Source organism: Streptomyces sp. NPDC056231, assembly GCF_048270745.1.
Lineage (GTDB): Bacteria > Actinomycetota > Actinomycetes > Streptomycetales > Streptomycetaceae > Streptomyces.
Genome location: NZ_JBLVKW010000062.1, coordinates 21,591 through 38,985, shown reverse-complemented (window position 1 = coordinate 38,985; position 17,395 = coordinate 21,591). Strand labels below are relative to the sequence as shown.

General features: G+C 68.6%; 16 protein-coding genes and 1 pseudogene. 7 read left to right on the top strand and 10 right to left on the bottom strand.

Going from position 1 to position 17,395, the window contains the following annotated elements; genetic code table 11:
- Positions 1 to 9: 9 nt before the first annotated feature.
- The 4 genes from ACNPQM_RS32975 to ACNPQM_RS32960 all read left to right on the top strand — a co-directional run bounded on the left by ACNPQM_RS32975 (position 10) and on the right by ACNPQM_RS32960 (position 4,384).
- Complete coding sequence (locus tag ACNPQM_RS32975; protein ID WP_418086833.1) at positions 10 to 1,035, top strand: DUF6397 family protein; 1,026 nt, start codon at positions 10 to 12, stop codon at positions 1,033 to 1,035.
- A 184-nt stretch (positions 1,036 to 1,219) separates the two neighbouring features.
- Entirely contained in the window at positions 1,220 to 1,831 is a 612-nt protein-coding gene (locus ACNPQM_RS32970) for a sugar O-acetyltransferase (RefSeq protein ID WP_418086832.1), read from the top strand.
- Between the two features lie 267 nt (positions 1,832 to 2,098).
- Positions 2,099 to 3,451, top strand: coding sequence for a diaminopimelate decarboxylase (gene lysA / locus ACNPQM_RS32965; RefSeq protein WP_418086831.1), 1,353 nt, complete (start codon positions 2,099 to 2,101; stop codon positions 3,449 to 3,451).
- A 9-nt stretch (positions 3,452 to 3,460) separates the two neighbouring features.
- Positions 3,461 to 4,384 carry a LysR family transcriptional regulator gene (locus tag ACNPQM_RS32960; protein WP_366695374.1) on the top strand — a complete coding sequence of 308 codons (924 nt, stop codon included), beginning with the start codon at positions 3,461 to 3,463 and terminating at the stop codon, positions 4,382 to 4,384.
- An 89-nt stretch (positions 4,385 to 4,473) separates the two neighbouring features.
- Here the strand turns inward: ACNPQM_RS32960 and ACNPQM_RS32955 are convergent, their stop codons facing one another.
- The 6 genes from ACNPQM_RS32955 to tnpA all read right to left on the bottom strand — a co-directional run bounded on the left by ACNPQM_RS32955 (position 4,474) and on the right by tnpA (position 10,478).
- Positions 4,474 to 5,319: a serine hydrolase gene (locus ACNPQM_RS32955; RefSeq protein WP_418086830.1), complete on the bottom strand. Its 846-nt coding sequence runs from the start codon at positions 5,317 to 5,319 to the stop codon at positions 4,474 to 4,476.
- The gene (locus ACNPQM_RS32950) at positions 5,316 to 6,935 is read right to left on the bottom strand and encodes an N-acyl-D-amino-acid deacylase family protein (protein WP_418086829.1); all 1,620 of its coding nucleotides are present in this window, start codon (positions 6,933 to 6,935) and stop codon (positions 5,316 to 5,318) included. The genes ACNPQM_RS32955 and ACNPQM_RS32950 overlap by 4 nt, the downstream gene beginning before the upstream one ends.
- Entirely contained in the window at positions 6,935 to 7,708 is a 774-nt protein-coding gene (locus ACNPQM_RS32945) for an amino acid ABC transporter ATP-binding protein (protein WP_358860923.1), read from the bottom strand. Before ACNPQM_RS32945 ends, ACNPQM_RS32950 begins: the two co-directional genes overlap by 1 nt.
- Positions 7,705 to 8,679, bottom strand: a complete 975-nt coding sequence (locus ACNPQM_RS32940) for an amino acid ABC transporter permease (RefSeq protein ID WP_418086828.1) — start codon at positions 8,677 to 8,679, stop codon at positions 7,705 to 7,707. Before ACNPQM_RS32940 ends, ACNPQM_RS32945 begins: the two co-directional genes overlap by 4 nt.
- 8 nt (positions 8,680 to 8,687) lie before the next feature.
- Positions 8,688 to 9,572 (bottom strand): ABC transporter substrate-binding protein, encoded by an 885-nt coding sequence (locus ACNPQM_RS32935; RefSeq protein WP_418086827.1) that lies wholly within the window; start codon positions 9,570 to 9,572, stop codon positions 8,688 to 8,690.
- A 477-nt stretch (positions 9,573 to 10,049) separates the two neighbouring features.
- Positions 10,050 to 10,478: an IS200/IS605 family transposase gene (tnpA, locus tag ACNPQM_RS32930; protein ID WP_418086826.1), complete on the bottom strand. Its 429-nt coding sequence runs from the start codon at positions 10,476 to 10,478 to the stop codon at positions 10,050 to 10,052.
- Positions 10,479 to 10,529: 51 nt separating this feature from the next.
- Here tnpA and ACNPQM_RS32925 point away from each other — a divergent pair, with 51 nt between their 5' ends.
- Positions 10,530 to 11,729 carry an RNA-guided endonuclease InsQ/TnpB family protein gene (locus ACNPQM_RS32925; protein WP_418086825.1) on the top strand — a complete coding sequence of 400 codons (1,200 nt, stop codon included), beginning with the start codon at positions 10,530 to 10,532 and terminating at the stop codon, positions 11,727 to 11,729.
- 76 nt (positions 11,730 to 11,805) lie between these two features.
- Here ACNPQM_RS32925 and ACNPQM_RS32920 read toward each other — a convergent pair whose 3' ends face one another.
- The 3 genes and pseudogenes from ACNPQM_RS32920 to ACNPQM_RS32910 all read right to left on the bottom strand — a co-directional run bounded on the left by ACNPQM_RS32920 (position 11,806) and on the right by ACNPQM_RS32910 (position 14,311).
- Entirely contained in the window at positions 11,806 to 12,339 is a 534-nt protein-coding gene (locus ACNPQM_RS32920) for an Lrp/AsnC family transcriptional regulator (RefSeq protein ID WP_418086824.1), read from the bottom strand.
- Between the two features lie 81 nt (positions 12,340 to 12,420).
- A pseudogene (locus tag ACNPQM_RS32915) lies at positions 12,421 to 12,729 on the bottom strand (FAD-dependent oxidoreductase); the annotation flags it as partial.
- Positions 12,730 to 12,862: 133 nt separating this feature from the next.
- The gene (locus ACNPQM_RS32910) at positions 12,863 to 14,311 is read right to left on the bottom strand and encodes an aldehyde dehydrogenase family protein (RefSeq protein ID WP_418086823.1); all 1,449 of its coding nucleotides are present in this window, start codon (positions 14,309 to 14,311) and stop codon (positions 12,863 to 12,865) included.
- Between the two features lie 291 nt (positions 14,312 to 14,602).
- Between ACNPQM_RS32910 and ACNPQM_RS32905 the strand changes: the two genes are divergently transcribed.
- Positions 14,603 to 16,012, top strand: a complete 1,410-nt coding sequence (locus ACNPQM_RS32905) for an APC family permease (protein ID WP_418086822.1) — start codon at positions 14,603 to 14,605, stop codon at positions 16,010 to 16,012.
- A gap of 410 nt (positions 16,013 to 16,422) precedes the next feature.
- Positions 16,423 to 16,647: a DUF6381 family protein gene (locus ACNPQM_RS32900; RefSeq protein ID WP_418086821.1), complete on the top strand. Its 225-nt coding sequence runs from the start codon at positions 16,423 to 16,425 to the stop codon at positions 16,645 to 16,647.
- Between the two features lie 255 nt (positions 16,648 to 16,902).
- On the opposite strand, the gene ACNPQM_RS32895 is transcribed toward ACNPQM_RS32900, so the two are convergent.
- Positions 16,903 to 17,313: a Fur family transcriptional regulator gene (locus tag ACNPQM_RS32895; protein WP_358860931.1), complete on the bottom strand. Its 411-nt coding sequence runs from the start codon at positions 17,311 to 17,313 to the stop codon at positions 16,903 to 16,905.
- Positions 17,314 to 17,395 lie beyond the last annotated feature (82 nt).

The window sequence follows — 17,395 nt, the reverse complement described above, 5'->3', positions numbered from 1 at the left end:
AGGGCGGTCATGGCCAGGACCTATGCGACGCGCGCCGCGGCACCGCGCGCAGGAACTCGGCGTTCGCGGAACGCCTCGACGGACATCGAACCCACGGACATCGATCCCACGAAGGTCGATCCGTCGAAAACTGATCCGGCAAAATTCGACCGGACGGCAGTCGGCGCGACGCTGGCTGCAGCGAGGGCGGCGCAGGAGCTGAACCTGAAGCGCGGGGAGTTCGAGCTCGCCGTGCACCTGGGCATTGTGCGGATCACGGTGGCGGAGGCTGGTGGCAGGCCCAGGGTGAGTCGGGAGGAGATTGACCGGCTGCGGTCGGGGGATGGGTTCCCGGACGCAGTGCGAGAACGGGTGCGGACGGTAGGGACAGCGGAGGGCGCGCGGCTCCTCGGCATCAGTCCGGTCCGCTTTACCAGGCTGGCCAGGGCCGGATGCATCACGCCTGTCGCGTTCTGTCTCAACCGGTACCGGGCGATTGTCTGGCTCTACCTGGCCCAGGAGCTCCTCGGGTTCGCCGCCGGGGCGCCGCAGCTGCTGACCGGGAACAGCCCAGCCTGGATGCGGACATGTCTGGGCGCAGGAACCGACTGGCGGACGCGCAACTGGCGCTCGCACCGGATCGAGCGCCTGCTGAGGGGCACGGAGGATCCCTGGGCGCGGGCTGCAGTGCTTGCCTGCGCGCTGGATCCGGTGCAGCTGGCAGAAGTGGTCGACGATCCGCACGAGCGTGCGTACCTCAGGAAGGTCCAGCCCGGCCCGGTCTTCGGGCCACCCGGATCCGTCGCCGCTCGTGACACCGTGACGCAGCTGATGCGCGCCGACGACCCGGACGAGATCCTCTGGCGCAGGGTCAATCTCGACCTGGAACTGGACAGTGCGCGCGAGGCTCGCCCGGCACCTCATCCGGGGGACGGCCGGCGCCCCGGTCCGGACTGCTCGGTCCCTGTCTCTGTCCCCATCCAACCTACCGTGCGCGATCCCGCTCCTGTCCAAGTAGCCGGACTGCTCACCCGGCTAGGGCGTATTTCGAAATAGCGTCGTCCGCCCGTAGGACGGGCCAGACGCCGCCCGGCAGGCTGGACTTTCGAAACGCGCCCTAGGCCTGCGGAGGCGCGAGGCCCTGCGCGGGGGAGGCGAGGAACGAAGCTCGGGCGAAGACCGTTGAACTAGTGGGCAGACGCGATGACGGAGACGGACGAGGAGCATGCGGGGGAGGGCCATGGGGGAGAACAAGCAGCGGATGCTGGCCGGCGACTGGTACATCGCGGACGACCCGGAACTGAGGGCGGACACCGAGCGGCGTATCGAACTCTGCGAGGCGTTCAACGCCGCGGCGCGGGCAACTCCCGCCGCGCGGCGAAAGATCATTGAGGAGCTGCTCGGCTCGGTGGGTGAGGGGGTAGCCATCCGGGCACCGTTCCACTGCGACTACGGTTCGTTCATCACCATCGGACCGCGCACGTTCATCAACTTCGGAGCGGTCTTCCTCGATGCCGCGCCCATCACGATCGGCGCCGATGCGCAGATCGGCCCCGGCGTGCAGCTGCTGACCCCCAGCCATGAACTGGACATCGAGCGCCGCAGAGCAGGCTGGGAGAAGGCGGCCCCCGTGACGATCGGGGACAACGTCTGGCTCGGCGGAGGCGTGATCGTGTGTCCCGGCGTGACCATCGGGTCGGACACCGTTGTCGGTGCAGGATCGGTCGTCACCAAGGACCTGCCGCCCGGCGTGCTGGCGGTGGGGAATCCGGCCCGAGTCATTCGTTCTCTCGCACGCGGCGAGGGAGCGGCGGAAGGAGAAGGGGGCATGGCTGCGGGGCTCGGCGGATAGCGGCTCGTGCCGGGACACCGGTACCGGCATCCCGGCCCCCATGTTGATCAGGGAAGCTGCTCGTGACCCCGGCACCCCTCCGGGGCCGCGCCCGGGAGTGCCTCCGGCCGACGGCATCGGGCTCCAGGCGGGGCGCAGATGCATCGCCATGGCCCATCGAACGGCGCGAGCATCGAATTCCATGAGGCTCAGCCATAGAAGAATGCGCTTTTGTGACCCCCCGTGCAGGCCGCAGGATGGCTGCGAGCCGGCTTCCGGGAGGAACGCATGACGTCAGCCATCGAAACGGGTCTGCTGCCCTGCACGTCCGAGGTCCGTCCAGAAGGGCTGGCCGTCGGAGGGGTCCTGCTCGCCGACCTGGCACAGCGCTTCGGAACACCTCTCTTCGTGTACGACGAGGAGCATCTGCGCCGAAGCTGCCGGGAGGCGGTCGCCGCCTTCGGCCGGGACCATGTCGCCTACGCCTCCAAGGCATTTCTGTGCACGGCCATGGCTCGACTGGCCCATGAAGAGGGGCTGTTGCTCGATGTCGCCTCCGGCGGCGAGCTACGGGTCGCGCTGCACGCGGGTGTTCCGGCCGGGCGGATCGTGCTGCACGGGAACAACAAGGACGAGGCGGAGCTGCGCACGGCCATGACCGCCGGGGTGCGACACGTGGTGGTCGACAGCTTCGACGAGATGGACCGCATCGAGCGCCTGCGGGCCGAGGAAGACCTGCCGCCGGCCCGGGTGCAGTTGCGCGTGGCGCCCGGTGTCGCCGCCGGCGCTCACGAGGCCGTCCGGACCGGTGGCAACGACTCGAAGTTCGGCTTCGGACTCGTCGGCGGAACCGCCTCGGCCGCCGTGCGGCGGGCCTTCGGCTCCCCGGCGATGATCCTGGAGGGTGTCCACGCACATGTGGGTTCCCAGGTCCTGGACACGGCGGAACTCGCGGCGGGCGCCGCGGCCGTCGCACGGTTCGCCGCGGAGTCACGGGTGCGACGGCTCACCGTCGGCGGCGGCCTGGGCGTCGCCTACGAGGCGGGGCAGACCCCACCGTCGTTCGCTGACTGGGCGGCCCGGGTGCGCACCTCGGTGCGTGACGCGGGCTGGGGCGACGAGGTGACCGTGGAGCCCGGCCGGTCCATCGCCGCCCGCGCGGGGCTGACCCTCTACCGGGTGGGCACGATCAAGCGCATCGCGGGCGTGCGGACCTACGTCAGTGTCGACGGCGGCATGAGCGACAATCTGCGTCCCGCCCTGTACGGCAGCCGGTACGAGGCGTTCCTGCCGCGCTGCCCGCACGCGCCTCGACCGTTGCGGGCACGGCTGGTCGGCAAGCACTGCGAGAGCGGCGATGTGATCGTCGACACCGCCGCACTGCCCGCCGATGTGGGTGTGGGAGACCTTCTGGCCACGCCGGTCACCGGCGCCTACGGATACGCCATGGCCTCCAACTACAACAAGTTGCCGCGTCCCGCTGTCGTCTTCGTGGCGAACGGCCTTGCCCGCACCGTGGTGCGCCGCGAGACCGAGGAGGACCTGCTGCGTCTGGACGTGGACGAGGACGCCTGGCACCTGGCGCCTGCGGCGATGGTGCGGTCCGGTGCCGTGGCGCCGCAGTGCGTCGGCAAGGCCTAACCTGACCCGATGCTGAACAGTGCCCGCCTGCTCGTCCTGCTGGAAATAGCCCGCACCGGCACCATCGTGGCCGCGGCCCGGGCGCTGCATCTGAGCCCGTCCGCGATCTCGCACCAACTCGCCCGGCTGGAGCAGGAGCTCGGGGTGGCGTTGGTGGAACGTCAGCCGCAGAGCCTGCGGCTGACGGCAGCCGGTGTGCGACTGGCCGAGCACGCGCAGGCCGTCGCCGACCTGATGGCCGTCGCACAGGACGACCTGCGGGCGCACTCCGAGGGCGAGGCCGGTCTCCTCAGGCTGGGCTTCTTCGCCTCCTCGGGCCTTGAGCTGCTCCCCCGGGCGCTGTCGGCGTTCGCGGCGAAGCGGCCCCAGGTCGAACTGGAGCTGATCCTGGGGCAGCCGCACGAGCTGGTGCCCGATCTGGAGGCGGGCCGGCTGGATGCCGCGGTCGTCTTCGAGCATCCGATGGACCCCTGGTGCCGGCAGGCGACCGTGAGCGTGGAAATGTTCTTCGACGAGCCGCAACTGGTGGTTCTCCCCCTGCGGCACCGCCTCGGGCGGTGCAGCGCGGTCCGGCTCGCCGCCCTGGAGGGGGAGAGCTGGATCGGCACGCACGGCGGCCACACAGGCGAGCCGGTTCTTGAGCGTGCGTGTGCGGCCGAGGGGTTCCGGCCCCGGGTCCGCTGCCGCAGCGATCATTACCAGGTCACGATCAACCTGGCGCGCGCGGGCATGGGTATCGCGCTCGTCCCCGCTCTCGGGCTCGGCGACACCACAGGCGTGCATGTCTGCAGGCTGGACCACCCCCAACTGCACCGGCGCATTGGGGTCGCCACCCGGCCCACCAACCGCAACCCGCTGCTGCGGATCTTCCTCGCGGAACTGCGCTCGGCCGCAGAGGAGATCCGGTCACTGCTGGAGATGCAGTGGTCCTGACCGGCGGACCGTGTTGCCGCCTGCTTCCCATGGGCGGGCCGCACCTCCTGTGCCGGGGGTCGGAGTGCGCCCCTTCGGGGGCCCGCACCTCACTCGGCAGGCCCGCGTCGGGCACAGGCAGCGAGAGTCCGGCCGACGTCCCGTATGGCATGCACCGCGGCCCGCTCGGTGCTGGGGCCCAGCACCGTGTCCCAGTGCGCCACCACCGCATAGGCCAGTCGGCGCCGCCCGACGATGACACCGGCGTCGGCGCGCACCCCGGTGTCGGTGCCGGTCTTGTTGGCGACCAGAAGCCCGTCGGGCAGCGGGTCCGGGAAGCCCGGGGCGTAAGGGTCGTGATCCACCAAGGCGGGGACCAGGCCGTGGTCGGTGTTGGCGCGCATCCAGCGCAGCAGCCCGGCGGAGGCCGCCGGGGAGCTCATCGTGCCTCGTACCGCATGGGTCACCAGCCGCGCCAGGTCCTGTGCGGTGCCGGTGGCGAAGACGGGGGGCACGTCCGGGCCCCGGATGTCACGGACCTTGTCGTGCAGCGTGAGGCGGTCGAGCCCGAGATCCGCCGCCAGCCGGGCCGTGGACTCGCGCCCCACCAGGCGCAGCAGTGCGTTGGTGGCGGTGTTGTCGCTCACCGAAGCGGTCAGCCACGCCAGGTCCTCGACGGTCCAGGCGCGCCTGCTCATCCGGCGCAGCAGACCGGTACCGTCCGCCATGTCCTCGTCGAGGACGTCCACGGTTCGGCCGGCGAGCAGCTCCCCGGTGTCCAGCCGGCGTGCGACCTCGGCGAGCAGCAGCAGTTTCGAGGCGGACGCGACCGGCAGAACGGTGTGCTCGTCGACCCCCACCGTCTCGCCGCCGTCGATGTCGACGGCGGCGACAGCCAGCGTGAGCGGCAGCGCGGCCGAGCGCCGCGCCGCCGCGGTCACTTGGGCCAGACTCATCGGATCCTCACCACTTCTCCCGCCCGTACGGCGGTCGGGCAGCCGCCTCTTACTGCGACCCGTCCCGCCACCACGACGGTATCGATGCCTTCGGGTGCCAGGAGGGGACGGTCGAAGGTGGCGGTGTCGCACACCGACGCCGGGTCGAGCACGACGAGATCGCCGAGGGCGCCGTCGCGGACCACACCGCGGCCGGTCAGTCCGAACCGCCGCGCCGGCAGTCCGGTCATCTTGTGCACCGCGCTCTCCAACGGGAGCAGCTGCTCGTCGCGGCCGTAATGGCCGAGTACGCGGGCGAAACTCCCCGCCCAACGAGGATGCGGCCGACCGGGTTTGGGGACGCCGTCCGAGCCGATCATCGACAACGGGCTGGCGAGCACCCGTCGTACGTCGTCCTCACGCATGGAGTGGCTGATGATGGTCACTTCGCCCTGCTCGGCAAGCAACAGGTCGCACGCGTGGTCGACCGGGTGGACGCGGCGCTCGGCGGCGAGGTCGGCGATGCTGCGGCCCTCGGCCTCGGGGTGGGCCTGCGCGGCGGCCACCGTGATGAGATCCCAGCCACCGTTTCCCACGGTGTTCTCCCACCCCTTGACGCCCTGAGCGATGTCCGCCCTGATCCGGTCGCGCGTTTCCGGCCGGCGCAGCCGTTCCAGCAGAACGCTGACACCGCCCTCGCTCGTCCACGGGGGCAGCATGGCGTGCAGGACGGTGCTTCCCGCAGTGTACGGATAGACGTCGCACAGCACGTCCACGCCTTCGGCTCGGGCCTGTTCCAGCCGGGGCAGGGTGCGCAGCGTGGCACCCCAGGCGTGCCGGCCCGCGGTCTTGTGGTGGGAGATCTGCAGAGGGGCGCCGGAGCGGACCGCGATCTCCAGGGCCTCCTCCAGGGCCGACTCCACCTGAGACATCTCGTCGCGCAGATGAGTGACGTAGGGCTTGCCATGGCGGGCGGCGACCCTGGCAAGCGCGACGATCTCCTCGGTGTCGGCGTAGGTGCCGGGCGGGTAGATCAGCCCGGTGGACAGGCCGGCCGCTCCCTGGGCCAGCGCCCGGTCCAGGAGCGCGCACATGGTGTCCAGTTCGTCGGGCCCGGGTGGGCGGGCCTCGAAGCCCATCACTCCCGCGCGCAGCGTGCCATGGCCGACGAGCGAGGCGATATGGGTGCGACGCAGGGCGGGGTCCTGCCCGGCGGCGAATGTGTCGAAGTCCACCGCCGGCTGGACCGGGCCGAGTCCGAACGTCACCCTGAGATGTTCGGCGAGTACCGGCAGCCGTTCCGGGAGCGAGGGGAACAGGCTGGTCCCGCAGTTGCCGCAGATCTCCGTGGTGACGCCCTGGAGCAGCGGCGCGAGGCGGAGATCGTCCGTCGGCTCCGTGGTGCCGGCGCTACCGAGGGGTGCCGCGAGGGCATCGGAGTGCGTGTGCACATCGATGAAACCGGGTGTGACGACCCGGCCCGTCACATCGAGGGTCTCGGCCGCCGCCGCCGGGGTACCGGCGGGGAGCACGGCGATCCGCCCTTCCACCACCGCGATGTCCGCCTCCCTGGCGGGTGCGCCGGTTCCGTCGACGAGTGTGCCGCCACGCAGCAGCAGATCGAGCGGGCGGCCCATCACAGCACCGTCGACAGGAAAGCCCGCGTGCGGTCGTGCCGCGGGTCGGTGAACAGAAGATCCGGGCTCCCCGCCTCGACGACGGCGCCCTGATCCATGAACAGGACACGGTCGGCGACCTCGCGGGCGAAACCCATCTCATGCGTGACCACGACCATCGTCATACCGCTGCGGGCCAGGTCGCGCATGACGCCCAGGACCTCGCCGACGAGTTCGGGATCGAGGGCGGAGGTGGGTTCGTCGAAGAGCATGAGTATGGGCTCCATGGCCAGTGCGCGGGCGATTGCCACGCGCTGCTGCTGCCCGCCGGACAGCTGCCCCGGGTAGTGGTCCGCTCGGTCCGCGAGACCGACGTCGGCCAGCAGTTGCCGGGCCTGCTTCTCGGCCTGCGCTCGGGACCGGCCCTTGACGGTAACCGGCCCCTCCATCACATTCTGCACTGCCGTGCGGTGCGGGAACAGATGGAACCGCTGGAACACCATGCCGATCCGTTCGCGCTGGCGTCGGATGTCGCGGGCGCGTCGTTCCCGCAGCACTCGGCCGGACGGGCCGTGCTGCTCGTAGCCGATCAGTTCACCTTTCATCCACACCCGCCCCGCGTCGATCTGGTCAAGGTGGTTGAAGCAGCGCAGCAGCGTGGACTTCCCGGACCCGGACGGGCCGATGACACAGAGCACCTCACCGCTGCCGACTTCGAGATCGATGCCCTTGAGCACCTCGGTGTCACCGAATCGTTTACGGACCCCGCGGGCCCTGAGGATCACGTCATTCATGCCGCTGCCCCCTTCTTGGCGCGCCGGGGTACGAGATTGGTCAGGACCCTGCTCCGCAGCCCGGGCGCGGCGCCGGGGCTGTAGCGGCGTTCGACGGCGTGCTGGCCGATGCTGGCGATCGTGGTGAGCACCAGGTACCAGAGCGAAGCCACCAGGAGCAGCGCTACCACCTCGAAGTTGGCGAGGTAGAGGTGCTGGGAGACGGTCATCAGATCGGCGCCGGCGATGACCGAGACCAGCGAAGTCGTCTTGAGCATGGAGATGAACTGGTTGCCGAAAGGCGGGATGATGACCCGCATCGCCTGCGGAAGGATGATGCGGGAAAGGATCTGACGGTTCGACATTCCGATGGATGCGCCTGCCTCGCGCTGGCCGGGGTCCACGCTTTGAATACCGGCCCGAACGATCTCGGCCATGTAGGCGCCCTCGTTGATGGACAGGCCGAGCAGTGCCGCGACGAATCCGGTGATGACCTGGTTGGACTGCCAGCTGATGAGTTTGGGGCCGTCGAAGGGGATACCGATGCTGATCACCGGGAACAGCAGGGCCAGGTTGAACCAGAAGATGAGCTGGACCAGCAGTGGGGTGCCCCGGAAGAACCAGGTATAGGCGCCGGCGGTGAGACGCAGTACGGGACTGTCGGAAAGCTGCATCACCGCGACGACGATCCCGATGGCGATGCCGAGAGCCATGGAGACGAGAGTGAGCTGAATGGTCACCCCGAGGCCTTTGAGGATCACGCCGTCGAACTGGTACTCGGCGACGATGTCCCAGTGCAGGTTGGGATTGACGATGATGGTGTAGGCGAGCCACACCGCGAACAGCGCCGCTGCGAGGACCGCCAGCCAGCGCCCGGGACGAGGGCGTTTGGTCACCTGGAGGGACAGGTCGTCCTCCTGCGGTCTCGCTTCCGCGTGGGCCGGATCCGGCGCCGCACCGAGGGCGGCGCCGGGCATCTTCTGGTGGCTCATGTCCGTTCTCACTGCCCGTCGTTGACGGTGGCTGCGGGTACGGCGCTGTCGCCGACTCCCCAGGTGTCGAGGATCTTCTTGTAAGCGCCGTCGTCGATCAGTTCCTGCAGGGCCTTGTGGACGGCGTCGCGCAGCCCGGCCTGGCTCTTCGCGGCCGCGATGCCCCACGGGGCGGTGCCGTACTGCTCCGGCAGGACCTCGTAGGCGTTGCTCTTCTTGGTGAACATCTTGGCGACCGGATAGTCGACGATGGTCGCGACCGCACGCCCGCTGTCCAGCTGGAGCAGCCCGGTCGGTGCGTCCTCGCTCTGGGAGATCCGCATCTTCTCCCGGCACTTGGCGTTCTGTTCCTCGCCGATCTGAAGGTTCGAGCTGCCCTTGGCGAGGACGACGGTCTTCCCGCACAGGTCCGCGAGCGAGTTGATGCCCTGCGGATTGCCCTTCTTCGTCATGACCACGCCGCCGGTCCGGAAGTAGTCGACGAAGTCGACCGCCTGGCGCCGCTGAGCACTGTCGGTCATGGATGACATGACCAGGTCGAACCGTCCGGATTCCAGCCCAGGGATGAGTCCGTCGAAGGCGGCATTGGTGAGTTCGAGCTTCAGCTTGAGCCGCTGTGCGATGGCCTTGGCCAGGTCGGGGTCGACACCGGTGAGCCGGGTGGTCCCGGGTGCGTACATCTCCATCGGCGGATAGCCGACCGCGGTGGCCACGCGCAGCACACCCTTCTGCCGGTACTGAGCAGGGAGCAGTTCGGCTGCGGTCCGGCCGGTGGTGGTCTGCGAGGCGCTGCCGGACGGGGCGTCGCCCTGACTGGAGCGTCCACAGGCCGTGGCCGCGAGGGCCAGGACGGCGAGGGCTGCCAGGCAGCGCAGAGAACGGGGACGATTCATCGGATTCTCCCTCACGGGGTGGCGGTGCGCCGATGCTGGCAGTCGCGCCCGGGTGAATGGAAGATGATGAAGCTATTCATGCCTGACCATCGAAATATGTATGGCTCCGAGTCCGGGCGAACCAGTCGCCGAACGGGAACGGGGCGTCGCATGCGACAACCGCTCGGCCGGTGCGCACAGCTGCTCGGTACCGGCGGACGCTTCTGGTGATCGACGCGCAGTACAGCAGGATTCCGGCGAACGCGATGGCGGATCGACGGCCACATGGTCGTCGATCCGCCACCGCGCGGGGGTTGGGCGACGTCGGCTTGCCGATCCGGCCCTTCGGGTGCGTGAGGACGCGCCAGTTCCTCACCGAAGACACCCATCACGGCCATCCCTGATCTTGCGTGGGTATCCCCGGCTTCAGCCGGGGAGTGAAACGCATCCTTGGTCCGGAGGCGCGAAGCGCCAAAGTTCGCTGCGCCTGGGGGATGGTCAGGCAGGTCGTTTCTGTTCTTCGATGTACTGGCGGATCATGGTCAGTGGTGCTCCGCCGCAGGATCCCGCGAAGTAGGAGCGGGACCAGAAGACCGGTCCCGTGCCGATGCGGTTGATTCGCCCGGTGTACTCCGCTCGCAGGTACCTGGAGCTGACGCCCTTGAGGCTGTTGATCGGCTTCGACAGGGCGACCTTCGGCGGGTAGTGCACCAGCAGGTGGACGTGGTCGGCTTCGCCGTTGAACTCCCGCAGCTGCGCCTCGAACGTGCCGCAGACCTCCCGCATGATCTCTTCGCACCGCTTCAGCATGTCGTCATCGAACCTGTCGCGCCGGTATTTGGTGACGAACACCAAGTGAGCATGGAGATGGCAGGCGACGTGGCGATTTGTGTGAATGTCAGAATTTTGTTCCCAGTGTCGTGACATATGCCAAGTGGATTATGATCTCCGCAGCGGGCCAGGGAGGGGGTGGGCCGGATGATTCGTGCGTACAAGTTTCTGATGCGGCCCACCGTGGGCCAGCAGGGCGCGCTCGCCGAGATGCTGCGTGATCACTGCTCGCTCTACAACGGAGCGTTGCAGGAGCGCCGGGACGCCTATCGGCACGGCTCGAGGACGACGGTTCGGTACGGGCAGCAGTCCGCGCAGCTCAAGGAGATCCGGGCCTTCGACCCGGAACGTCAGGGCCGTTGGTCGTTCTCTTCTCAGCAGGCGACGTTGCGGCGGCTGGACAAGGCGTTCGCGGCGTTCTTCCGGCGGGTCAAGGCCGGGGAGGCGCCGGGGTATCCGCGTTTTCGTTCGGGCAGGCGGTTCGACACCGTGGATTTCCCGAAGGACGGTGACGGCTGCCGCTGGGACTCGACTCCGCATGATCCCGTCACCCGCGTCCGCCTCCAGGGCGTCGGGCACGTCAAGGTGCACCGGCACCGGCCGGTGGTCGGCAAGGTCAAGACGGTCAGCGTCAAGCGTGAAGGGCGGCGCTGGTTCGTCATCCTGACCGCCGAGCAGACCGCGCCTGAGCCGCTTCCCCGGACCGGTTCCGTGGTCGGCATCGACATGGGGATAGCGAACTTCCTCGCCGATTCGGGCGGCGAGTTCGTGCCCAACCCCCGTCACGGGGCGAAGGCCGCCGCCAGGCTCGAAGCCGCGCAGCAGGCCCTCGCCCGGTGCAAGCGGGGCAGCAGGCGCCGTCGTAAGGCCGTGGAGACGGTGGCGCGGCTGCACCGCAAGGTCCGCCGTCAGCGCCTGGACCACGCGCACAAGACCGCGTTGAACCTGGTGCGTGACCACGATTTCATCGCGCACGAAGCCTTAAGGATCCGCAACATGAGCGAGGCCCCGGCTCCGAAGCCGGACCCCGCCACGCCGGGCGGCTTCCTGCCCAACGGGGCCGCCGCCAAGGCCGGGCTGAACCGTTCGATCGCTGATGCCGGATGGGGGGTGTTCCTGACGATCCTCACCGCCAAGGCAGAATGCGCCGGACGGGAAGTGATGGCCGTGGACCCCCGCAACACCTCCCGGCGGTGCCCTCAGTGCGGGCACACCGCCAAGGAGAACCGGCCCACCCAGGAGAAGTTCCACTGCGTCTCGTGCGGCCACCAGGCACACGCGGACACGGTGGGCGCCCTGAACGTTCTACGGGCCGGGCTGGTCCGTCGCGAAGCCCGACCGGCATAGCGAGAAGCCCCCACCCTTCAGGTGGGGGAGGAGTCACGTGCGTTGGGGATGCGCGAGCAGACGCTCGCGACGCGGCTCAGGTGCGCTGGTCGAGACCGGCGTTGCGCGGCGGCTGCGGGGCGTCGAGCAGAGAGGTGTCGACCTCACCGACGCCCCAGCCGTACGCCAGCTTGTGCACTTCCAGCACGAAGAACGAGTCGGTCGAGACGACTCCGTCGATGTGATGCAGTCTGCGGTTCATCAGGTCGGTGAAGTGGTCGGTGTCCCGGCAGATCACCTCTGCCATCACGTCGTAGGTGCCTGCCGTCATGATGACGTACGAGGTCTCGGGCAGCTCCCGCAGTCGTCGGCAGACCTCCTGGGCGCTGCCCGGCCTGACCCGGATGCCGACCATGGCGAACCGGTCGAAGCCGATGGTGAGCGGGTTTGCGATGCCGACGATCTGGAGGGTGCCGTTGTCCTCCATGCGCTGGACGCGGTATCGCACGGAGGAGGCCGGGATGTTCAGTTCGTCGGCGATCTGGCTGTACGGGCGGCGGCCATCTGCTTGGAGTGCGGCGATGATCTGGCGGTCGGTGTCGTCCAGGGGGCTGCCACCCAGCGTGCTCATGCTGTTGCTCCGGCTCTCATGTACGGCCCGCCACGGTGTGCGGGCCTGGAACTTTGGTCGTACGGGCCTATCCTGTCCGGCTCAGGAGTCGAAGCGGAGGCCGAGTCGGTCCAAGGTGCGCAGCCACAGGTTGCGATGGCCGTGCGCGTCTTCGCGGGCCATGGACCACCGGGTGGCCTCGATGCCGAGATACCGGACCTGCTCCGGGGGGAAGGGCACCGGAGGGCGGCGGTTCATGGCGGGCCGGAGCCGCTCCGTGCTCCGGCCGGAGAGCAGGTCCACCATGACCTGGGCGCCGTAGCGGGTGGCGCCGACGCCGAGTCCGGTGAAGCCGAGGGCGTAGGAGATCCGGCCGTGCGCGGCGGTGCCGGCGAACATGCAGAAGCGAGCGATGGCCGGTGGGGCGCGGAGCTGTGGTGGTCATGTGGCGGGTACCTTGTTGCTGGCTCGGAGAGGCAGGGCGGGCCGGGACCCCGACGCTGGTCAGGGCCCCGGTCGGCGGACGTTCGGGCGAGCCGGGAGCTCAGAGACTGATGACGCCGGTGCGGGTGTCGGTCATGTCCATGAGCGTCCACTTGCCGCCGATGCGGCCCCAGCCGGTGGAGCGGCTGCCGGCTCCACCGAAAGGCATGTTGATGTCCCACCAGTTGTTGCTCTCGTTCACGACGACCTGGCCTACCTCCATCTCCTCGATGAAGCGGAAGGCGGAGGTCATGCTGCGGGTGAAGACGGCACCCTGCAGGCCCAGTTTGTCGTCGTTGGCGATGCGCAGAAGGTCGTCCTCGTCCTGCCCGGTGATGATCGGGACGACCGGGCCGAAGGACTCCTCGCGGGACAGCAGGCTGTCCTCGGGCACCCCGTCCACCACGGTGAACTCATAGTAGAGGTCCGTGGGGTGTCCTGAAGCGCGCTTGCCGCCGAGCAGGATGCGTGCGCCGCGCTCGCGGGCATCTGCCATGTGACGGTCCATCTTGGCCGCGACGTCCTCGTTGTTGAGGGGGCCCAGAACTGTCTTGGGGTCGAACGGGTCGCCGAGGGTGATGCGCTGGGCCTCGCGGAGCACGGCCTCGACGAATTCGTCGTGGATGTCCGCGTGCACGATGACGCGTTCGGTGGCGCAACAGACCTGTCCGGCGCACGGATAGGCACCGTCGACAGCGGCCTTGGCGGCGGCCTCGACATCGGCGTCGGCGAGGACGACGAGCGGCCCGTTGCCCGAGCACTCCATGATGGAGCGCTTGAGTCCGGCGGCGGACTGGATCTTCGCGCCGGTCGCGGTGGAGCCGATGAACCCGATGGCGTGGATGCCCTCGTGGCGTACCAGCGCATCGCCGGTGTCGCCCTCTCCGGGCACGATGTTGACGAGGCCGTCGGGCAGTCCGGCGGCAACGAACGCCTCCATCGCCTTGAGAACGGTGAGCGGGGTGTTGGCCGGCGGCTTGACGACATGGGCGTTGCCGGTGGCGAGACCGGGGGCGACGAACTCCGCGAGCATCAGCAGCGGGAAGTTCCACGGCGTGATGATGCCCCAAGTGCCCACCGGGCGCTGGAAGGTGAACATCCGCTTGGTGTTGTCGGTGGAGGGCAGCGTCTCGCCGTGCAGTCGTACGGCGTCCTCGGCGTGCAGGTGGAAGAGCTTGGCCGCCTCCTCGATGTCGGCGACGGACTCGGCGAGCGGCTTGCCCTGCTCCAGGGACTGGAGGCGGGCGAGTTCGTCCACGCGCTTGCCGAGTTCGGTACCGATGCGGTGGCAGAGCTCGGCACGGGTCCACACATTGGTCGAGGCCCAGGCAGGCTGGGCCTCGTTGGCGGCACGCACCGCGGCGTCTACGTCGGCGGCCGCGGGCAGCGGGAAGGTGCCCACGAGTTCGCCCGTCGCGGGGCTGATGACCTTGTGGGTGGTTCCGGAGGTGCCTTCGGTGTACGCGCCGTTGATGAAGAGCTGGTGCCGGTCGGCGGTCGGGGTGGTCATGCGTTGGCCTCTCTGTCCTGTCCTGACCGGGAAAGGGCGCATCGGCTCCGGGCCGCGTCAGCCAGGGTCCGCTGCGATGACTGGAGACTCACTGAGCAATTAAGGGCTGTCAAGACTGCGGAATAGGCAAAAGCGAAAGTCGATGATTGCTTGTTCATGAGTATTGACAGACATTTTTCGCCTCCCCTATAACCAGGCGTCATCGACTGTCATGTCTGCGCCCACTCTGAGGGGAACGCCATGTCATCCCAGCCACAGATCCCAGCCCCGCCCTCGCCGGACCCTTCGGACTTGTCGGGATCGGCGGGTGCGTCCGCCCCGGCACTGCCGAAGAAGATGAGCTGGTTCGACGGATTCGCGATGTCGCTGACCATGCCGGCGGCGCTCATCGCCTCGCTCGGCGCCTCCATCGGCGGACTCGGCGCCTGGGGTGCGATCGCCCTGTGGGCGGCGTCGATGGTGCTGGCCACCGCGACGAACTGGATCTACACCGAGATGGCCGCCATGTTCCCCGATTCCTCCGGAGGGATCGCGCACTACGCGACCGAGGGATGGAAGAAGCGGGCGCCCGTGGTGGGTCCGATCGCGAGCATCGGCTACTGGTTCCCCTGGACGACGGCCCTCGCCGTCTACGCCGGACTCATCGGCTCCTTCGTTCAGGCACAGTGGTTCCCCGGCCAGGACTGGAGCCTGGAGTTCGGGCCGGCGAAAGTGGACTTCCCCATAGCTGTGGGCCTGCTCGTGATGCTGCTGCTGTTCGGCGCGGCGATGATCGGACTGCACGTCGCCATGTGGGTCGTCTACGTCACCGGCGGTGCGCTGCTCGTGCCGCTCGCCGTATTCATCGTCCTGCCGCTGTTCTCCGGTGACTGGAGCGCGCAGGGCCTGCACTGGAATCTGCACGGCGCCGCGGGACTGCGCGAGGCGCTGGTGTGGCTGTACGTCATGGCGTGGACGTCGTTCGGTGTGGAGGTGTGCGCGACCTTCGCCCCCGAGTACAAGGACACGGTGCGCGACACCTCCCGGGCGCTGCGCGCCGGTGTGCTGTTCTCCCTCGGTGTGTTCATCCTGCTGCCACTGACCCTGTCGGGGTACGTCGGCGAGAAGGCCATCGGCGAGGAGCCCACCACCTTCTTCATCGGAGCCTTCCAGGACCTGGTGGGCGGCGCCTCCGACCTCATGGTGGTCTTCCTCATCGCCTCGCTGCTGCTCATCATGATCACCGGTCTCGCGGACGGTTCCCGCGTGCTGTACGAGATGGGCAAGGCCGGGCTCACCATCAGGCAGGTGGGAGTGCTGAACAAGCGCGGTGTGCCGGCCCGGGCGCTGCTGGTGGCCCTGGCGCTCAATGTCTTCGTGTTGACGGTGCTTCAGACCCCGCTGGCCATCATCGTCACGGGCAACCTGGGATACATCCTCACCCATGTGCTGGCGGTCTCCGGCTTCGCGCTGCTGCGCAAGGACCGTCCCGACGCCGTTCGTCCCATCCGGCTGCCCCGGTTCTTCGTGCCCCTGGCCTGGACGCTGACCGGGTTCCTCACCGTGGTGCTGGTGGTGGGCGCGACCGGTTTCTCCATCACCGGATACGGCGGTTATACAGAACTGGGAGTGGCACTCGCAGTTCTGGTCGTGGCGGTACTGCTGTGGCTGTACCGGACCAAGGTGCAGGACCGGCACATCACCGACGACCGCCCGGCCTGACCAGGTCGGCGCACAGGCTCCAGAAGCCGCCTGTCAACCGGTCCTGGAACGTGCGGGTCGAGCAGGGGTCCTGGGCGGGTGATGTTCTGGCGGTACGCGCATGAAGGCAGAGCCTCTCGGTAGCTCGGGATGCGAATCGAACCGAGCGATGCCGGGAGGCCCTGCTGTCGTAGTCGGACGCGCCCGCGCCGGTTGACTTCAACCCGCGCGTCCGGTGGGGTGCCGGATTGCTGCAGATACCCAGCACATTGATGCAGAGGGGATGTAAAAGATGCCTGCCTTCGAAGTGACGCGACCCCATCAAGGCTGACTGCCTGCGACGATTGCGCAGGGTGACGCTCCCGGGTGCGCGAGCGGTGGCGCGCTGGTTGGCTGCGATGTGTCCCACCCTCACCTCCCCAGGAGTGATGATGAGCGTTGCAGGCGAGTCCGCCAGTCGTGCGCGGCAGATGCAGGACAAGGTTCGTGAGCTGAACCAGCGTGCCGAGCAGGCGAGCGATCCGCAGGAACGTCGCAGGCTGTACGAGGAGGCCCGGCGCATCAGGGAGCAGTCCATGAAGGACGGCGGACGTGCGGCCGAGGACAGGCCCGGTCGCCGTGCCGACAGTGAGAAGGACGAGTTCTCATCTCGCTGACGCATCGTCGGCATTCAACGGCACGGAGGGCCTCCCACCGCACTGCGGTGGGAGGCCCTCCGTCTGCCGGTCACGGGACAGCCCGTAGACCGACAGGCAATTGGGGGCGGCGTCACGGGGCTGGGGCACGCACCTCGCGGCGTTGTCGTCCATCACCATGGCTCCACCATGGCTCCACCATGGCTCGATCCTCCGCCTTGCGATGCACGCACCCCAGCCCCGCTCCTTCACCCACTCCCCAATTGCCGGTCGGTCTTATGTACAGGACGGGCACAGCCCGCGGTAGGTGACCTCGGCATCGGACACCGTGAAGCCGAACCGTTCCACCGCCGGGAGGGCGGCCAGCGGATCGCCGGTCGGGTGGACATCGCGAATCGTGCCGCAGCTGGAGCACACCAAGTGCTGGTGCGGGTGGTGTGCGTTGGGGTCGTAGCGCTTGGCGCGGCCGTCGGTGGAGACCTCTATGACCTCACCGAGGGAGACCATCTCGCCCAGGGTGTTGTAGACGGTCGCCCGAGAGATCTCGGGCAGTCGCTGCGCTGCGCGAGCGTGCACCTCGTCGGCCGTGAGATGCACGTGGTCGCCGTCGAGGACCTCCGCAACGACACGCCGCTGGGAGGTCATCCGCCAGCCACGTCCTCGCAGTCGCTCCAGCAGGTCACTCATATCAGTTCACCAATTCAGATTCGGTGGGGATACCCGAATTTACCAGTGGAGTTCGAAGTCCTGATCGAATATAGGTTTGGCG

Bases quoted from the DNA above. Each gene is read 5' to 3' on its own strand.
- ACNPQM_RS32895 (WP_358860931.1), bottom strand. From the start codon at position 17,313: ATGAGTGACCTGCTGGAGCGACTGCGAGGACGTGGCTGGCGGATGACC.
- ACNPQM_RS32920 (WP_418086824.1), bottom strand. From the start codon at position 12,339: ATGAGCACGCTGGGTGGCAGCCCCCTGGACGACACCGACCGCCAGATC.
- ACNPQM_RS32940 (WP_418086828.1), bottom strand. From the start codon at position 8,679: ATGAGCCACCAGAAGATGCCCGGCGCCGCCCTCGGTGCGGCGCCGGAT.
- ACNPQM_RS32925 (WP_418086825.1), top strand. From the start codon at position 10,530: ATGATTCGTGCGTACAAGTTTCTGATGCGGCCCACCGTGGGCCAGCAG.
- ACNPQM_RS32935 (WP_418086827.1), bottom strand. From the start codon at position 9,572: ATGAATCGTCCCCGTTCTCTGCGCTGCCTGGCAGCCCTCGCCGTCCTG.
- ACNPQM_RS32975 (WP_418086833.1), top strand. From the start codon at position 10: ATGGCCAGGACCTATGCGACGCGCGCCGCGGCACCGCGCGCAGGAACT.
- ACNPQM_RS32945 (WP_358860923.1), bottom strand. From the start codon at position 7,708: ATGAATGACGTGATCCTCAGGGCCCGCGGGGTCCGTAAACGATTCGGT.
- lysA (WP_418086831.1), top strand. From the start codon at position 2,099: ATGACGTCAGCCATCGAAACGGGTCTGCTGCCCTGCACGTCCGAGGTC.
- ACNPQM_RS32900 (WP_418086821.1), top strand. From the start codon at position 16,423: ATGAGCGTTGCAGGCGAGTCCGCCAGTCGTGCGCGGCAGATGCAGGAC.
- ACNPQM_RS32970 (WP_418086832.1), top strand. From the start codon at position 1,220: ATGGGGGAGAACAAGCAGCGGATGCTGGCCGGCGACTGGTACATCGCG.
- tnpA (WP_418086826.1), bottom strand. From the start codon at position 10,478: ATGTCACGACACTGGGAACAAAATTCTGACATTCACACAAATCGCCAC.
- ACNPQM_RS32910 (WP_418086823.1), bottom strand. From the start codon at position 14,311: ATGACCACCCCGACCGCCGACCGGCACCAGCTCTTCATCAACGGCGCG.
- ACNPQM_RS32955 (WP_418086830.1), bottom strand. From the start codon at position 5,319: ATGAGTCTGGCCCAAGTGACCGCGGCGGCGCGGCGCTCGGCCGCGCTG.
- ACNPQM_RS32960 (WP_366695374.1), top strand. From the start codon at position 3,461: ATGCTGAACAGTGCCCGCCTGCTCGTCCTGCTGGAAATAGCCCGCACC.
- ACNPQM_RS32950 (WP_418086829.1), bottom strand. From the start codon at position 6,935: ATGGGCCGCCCGCTCGATCTGCTGCTGCGTGGCGGCACACTCGTCGAC.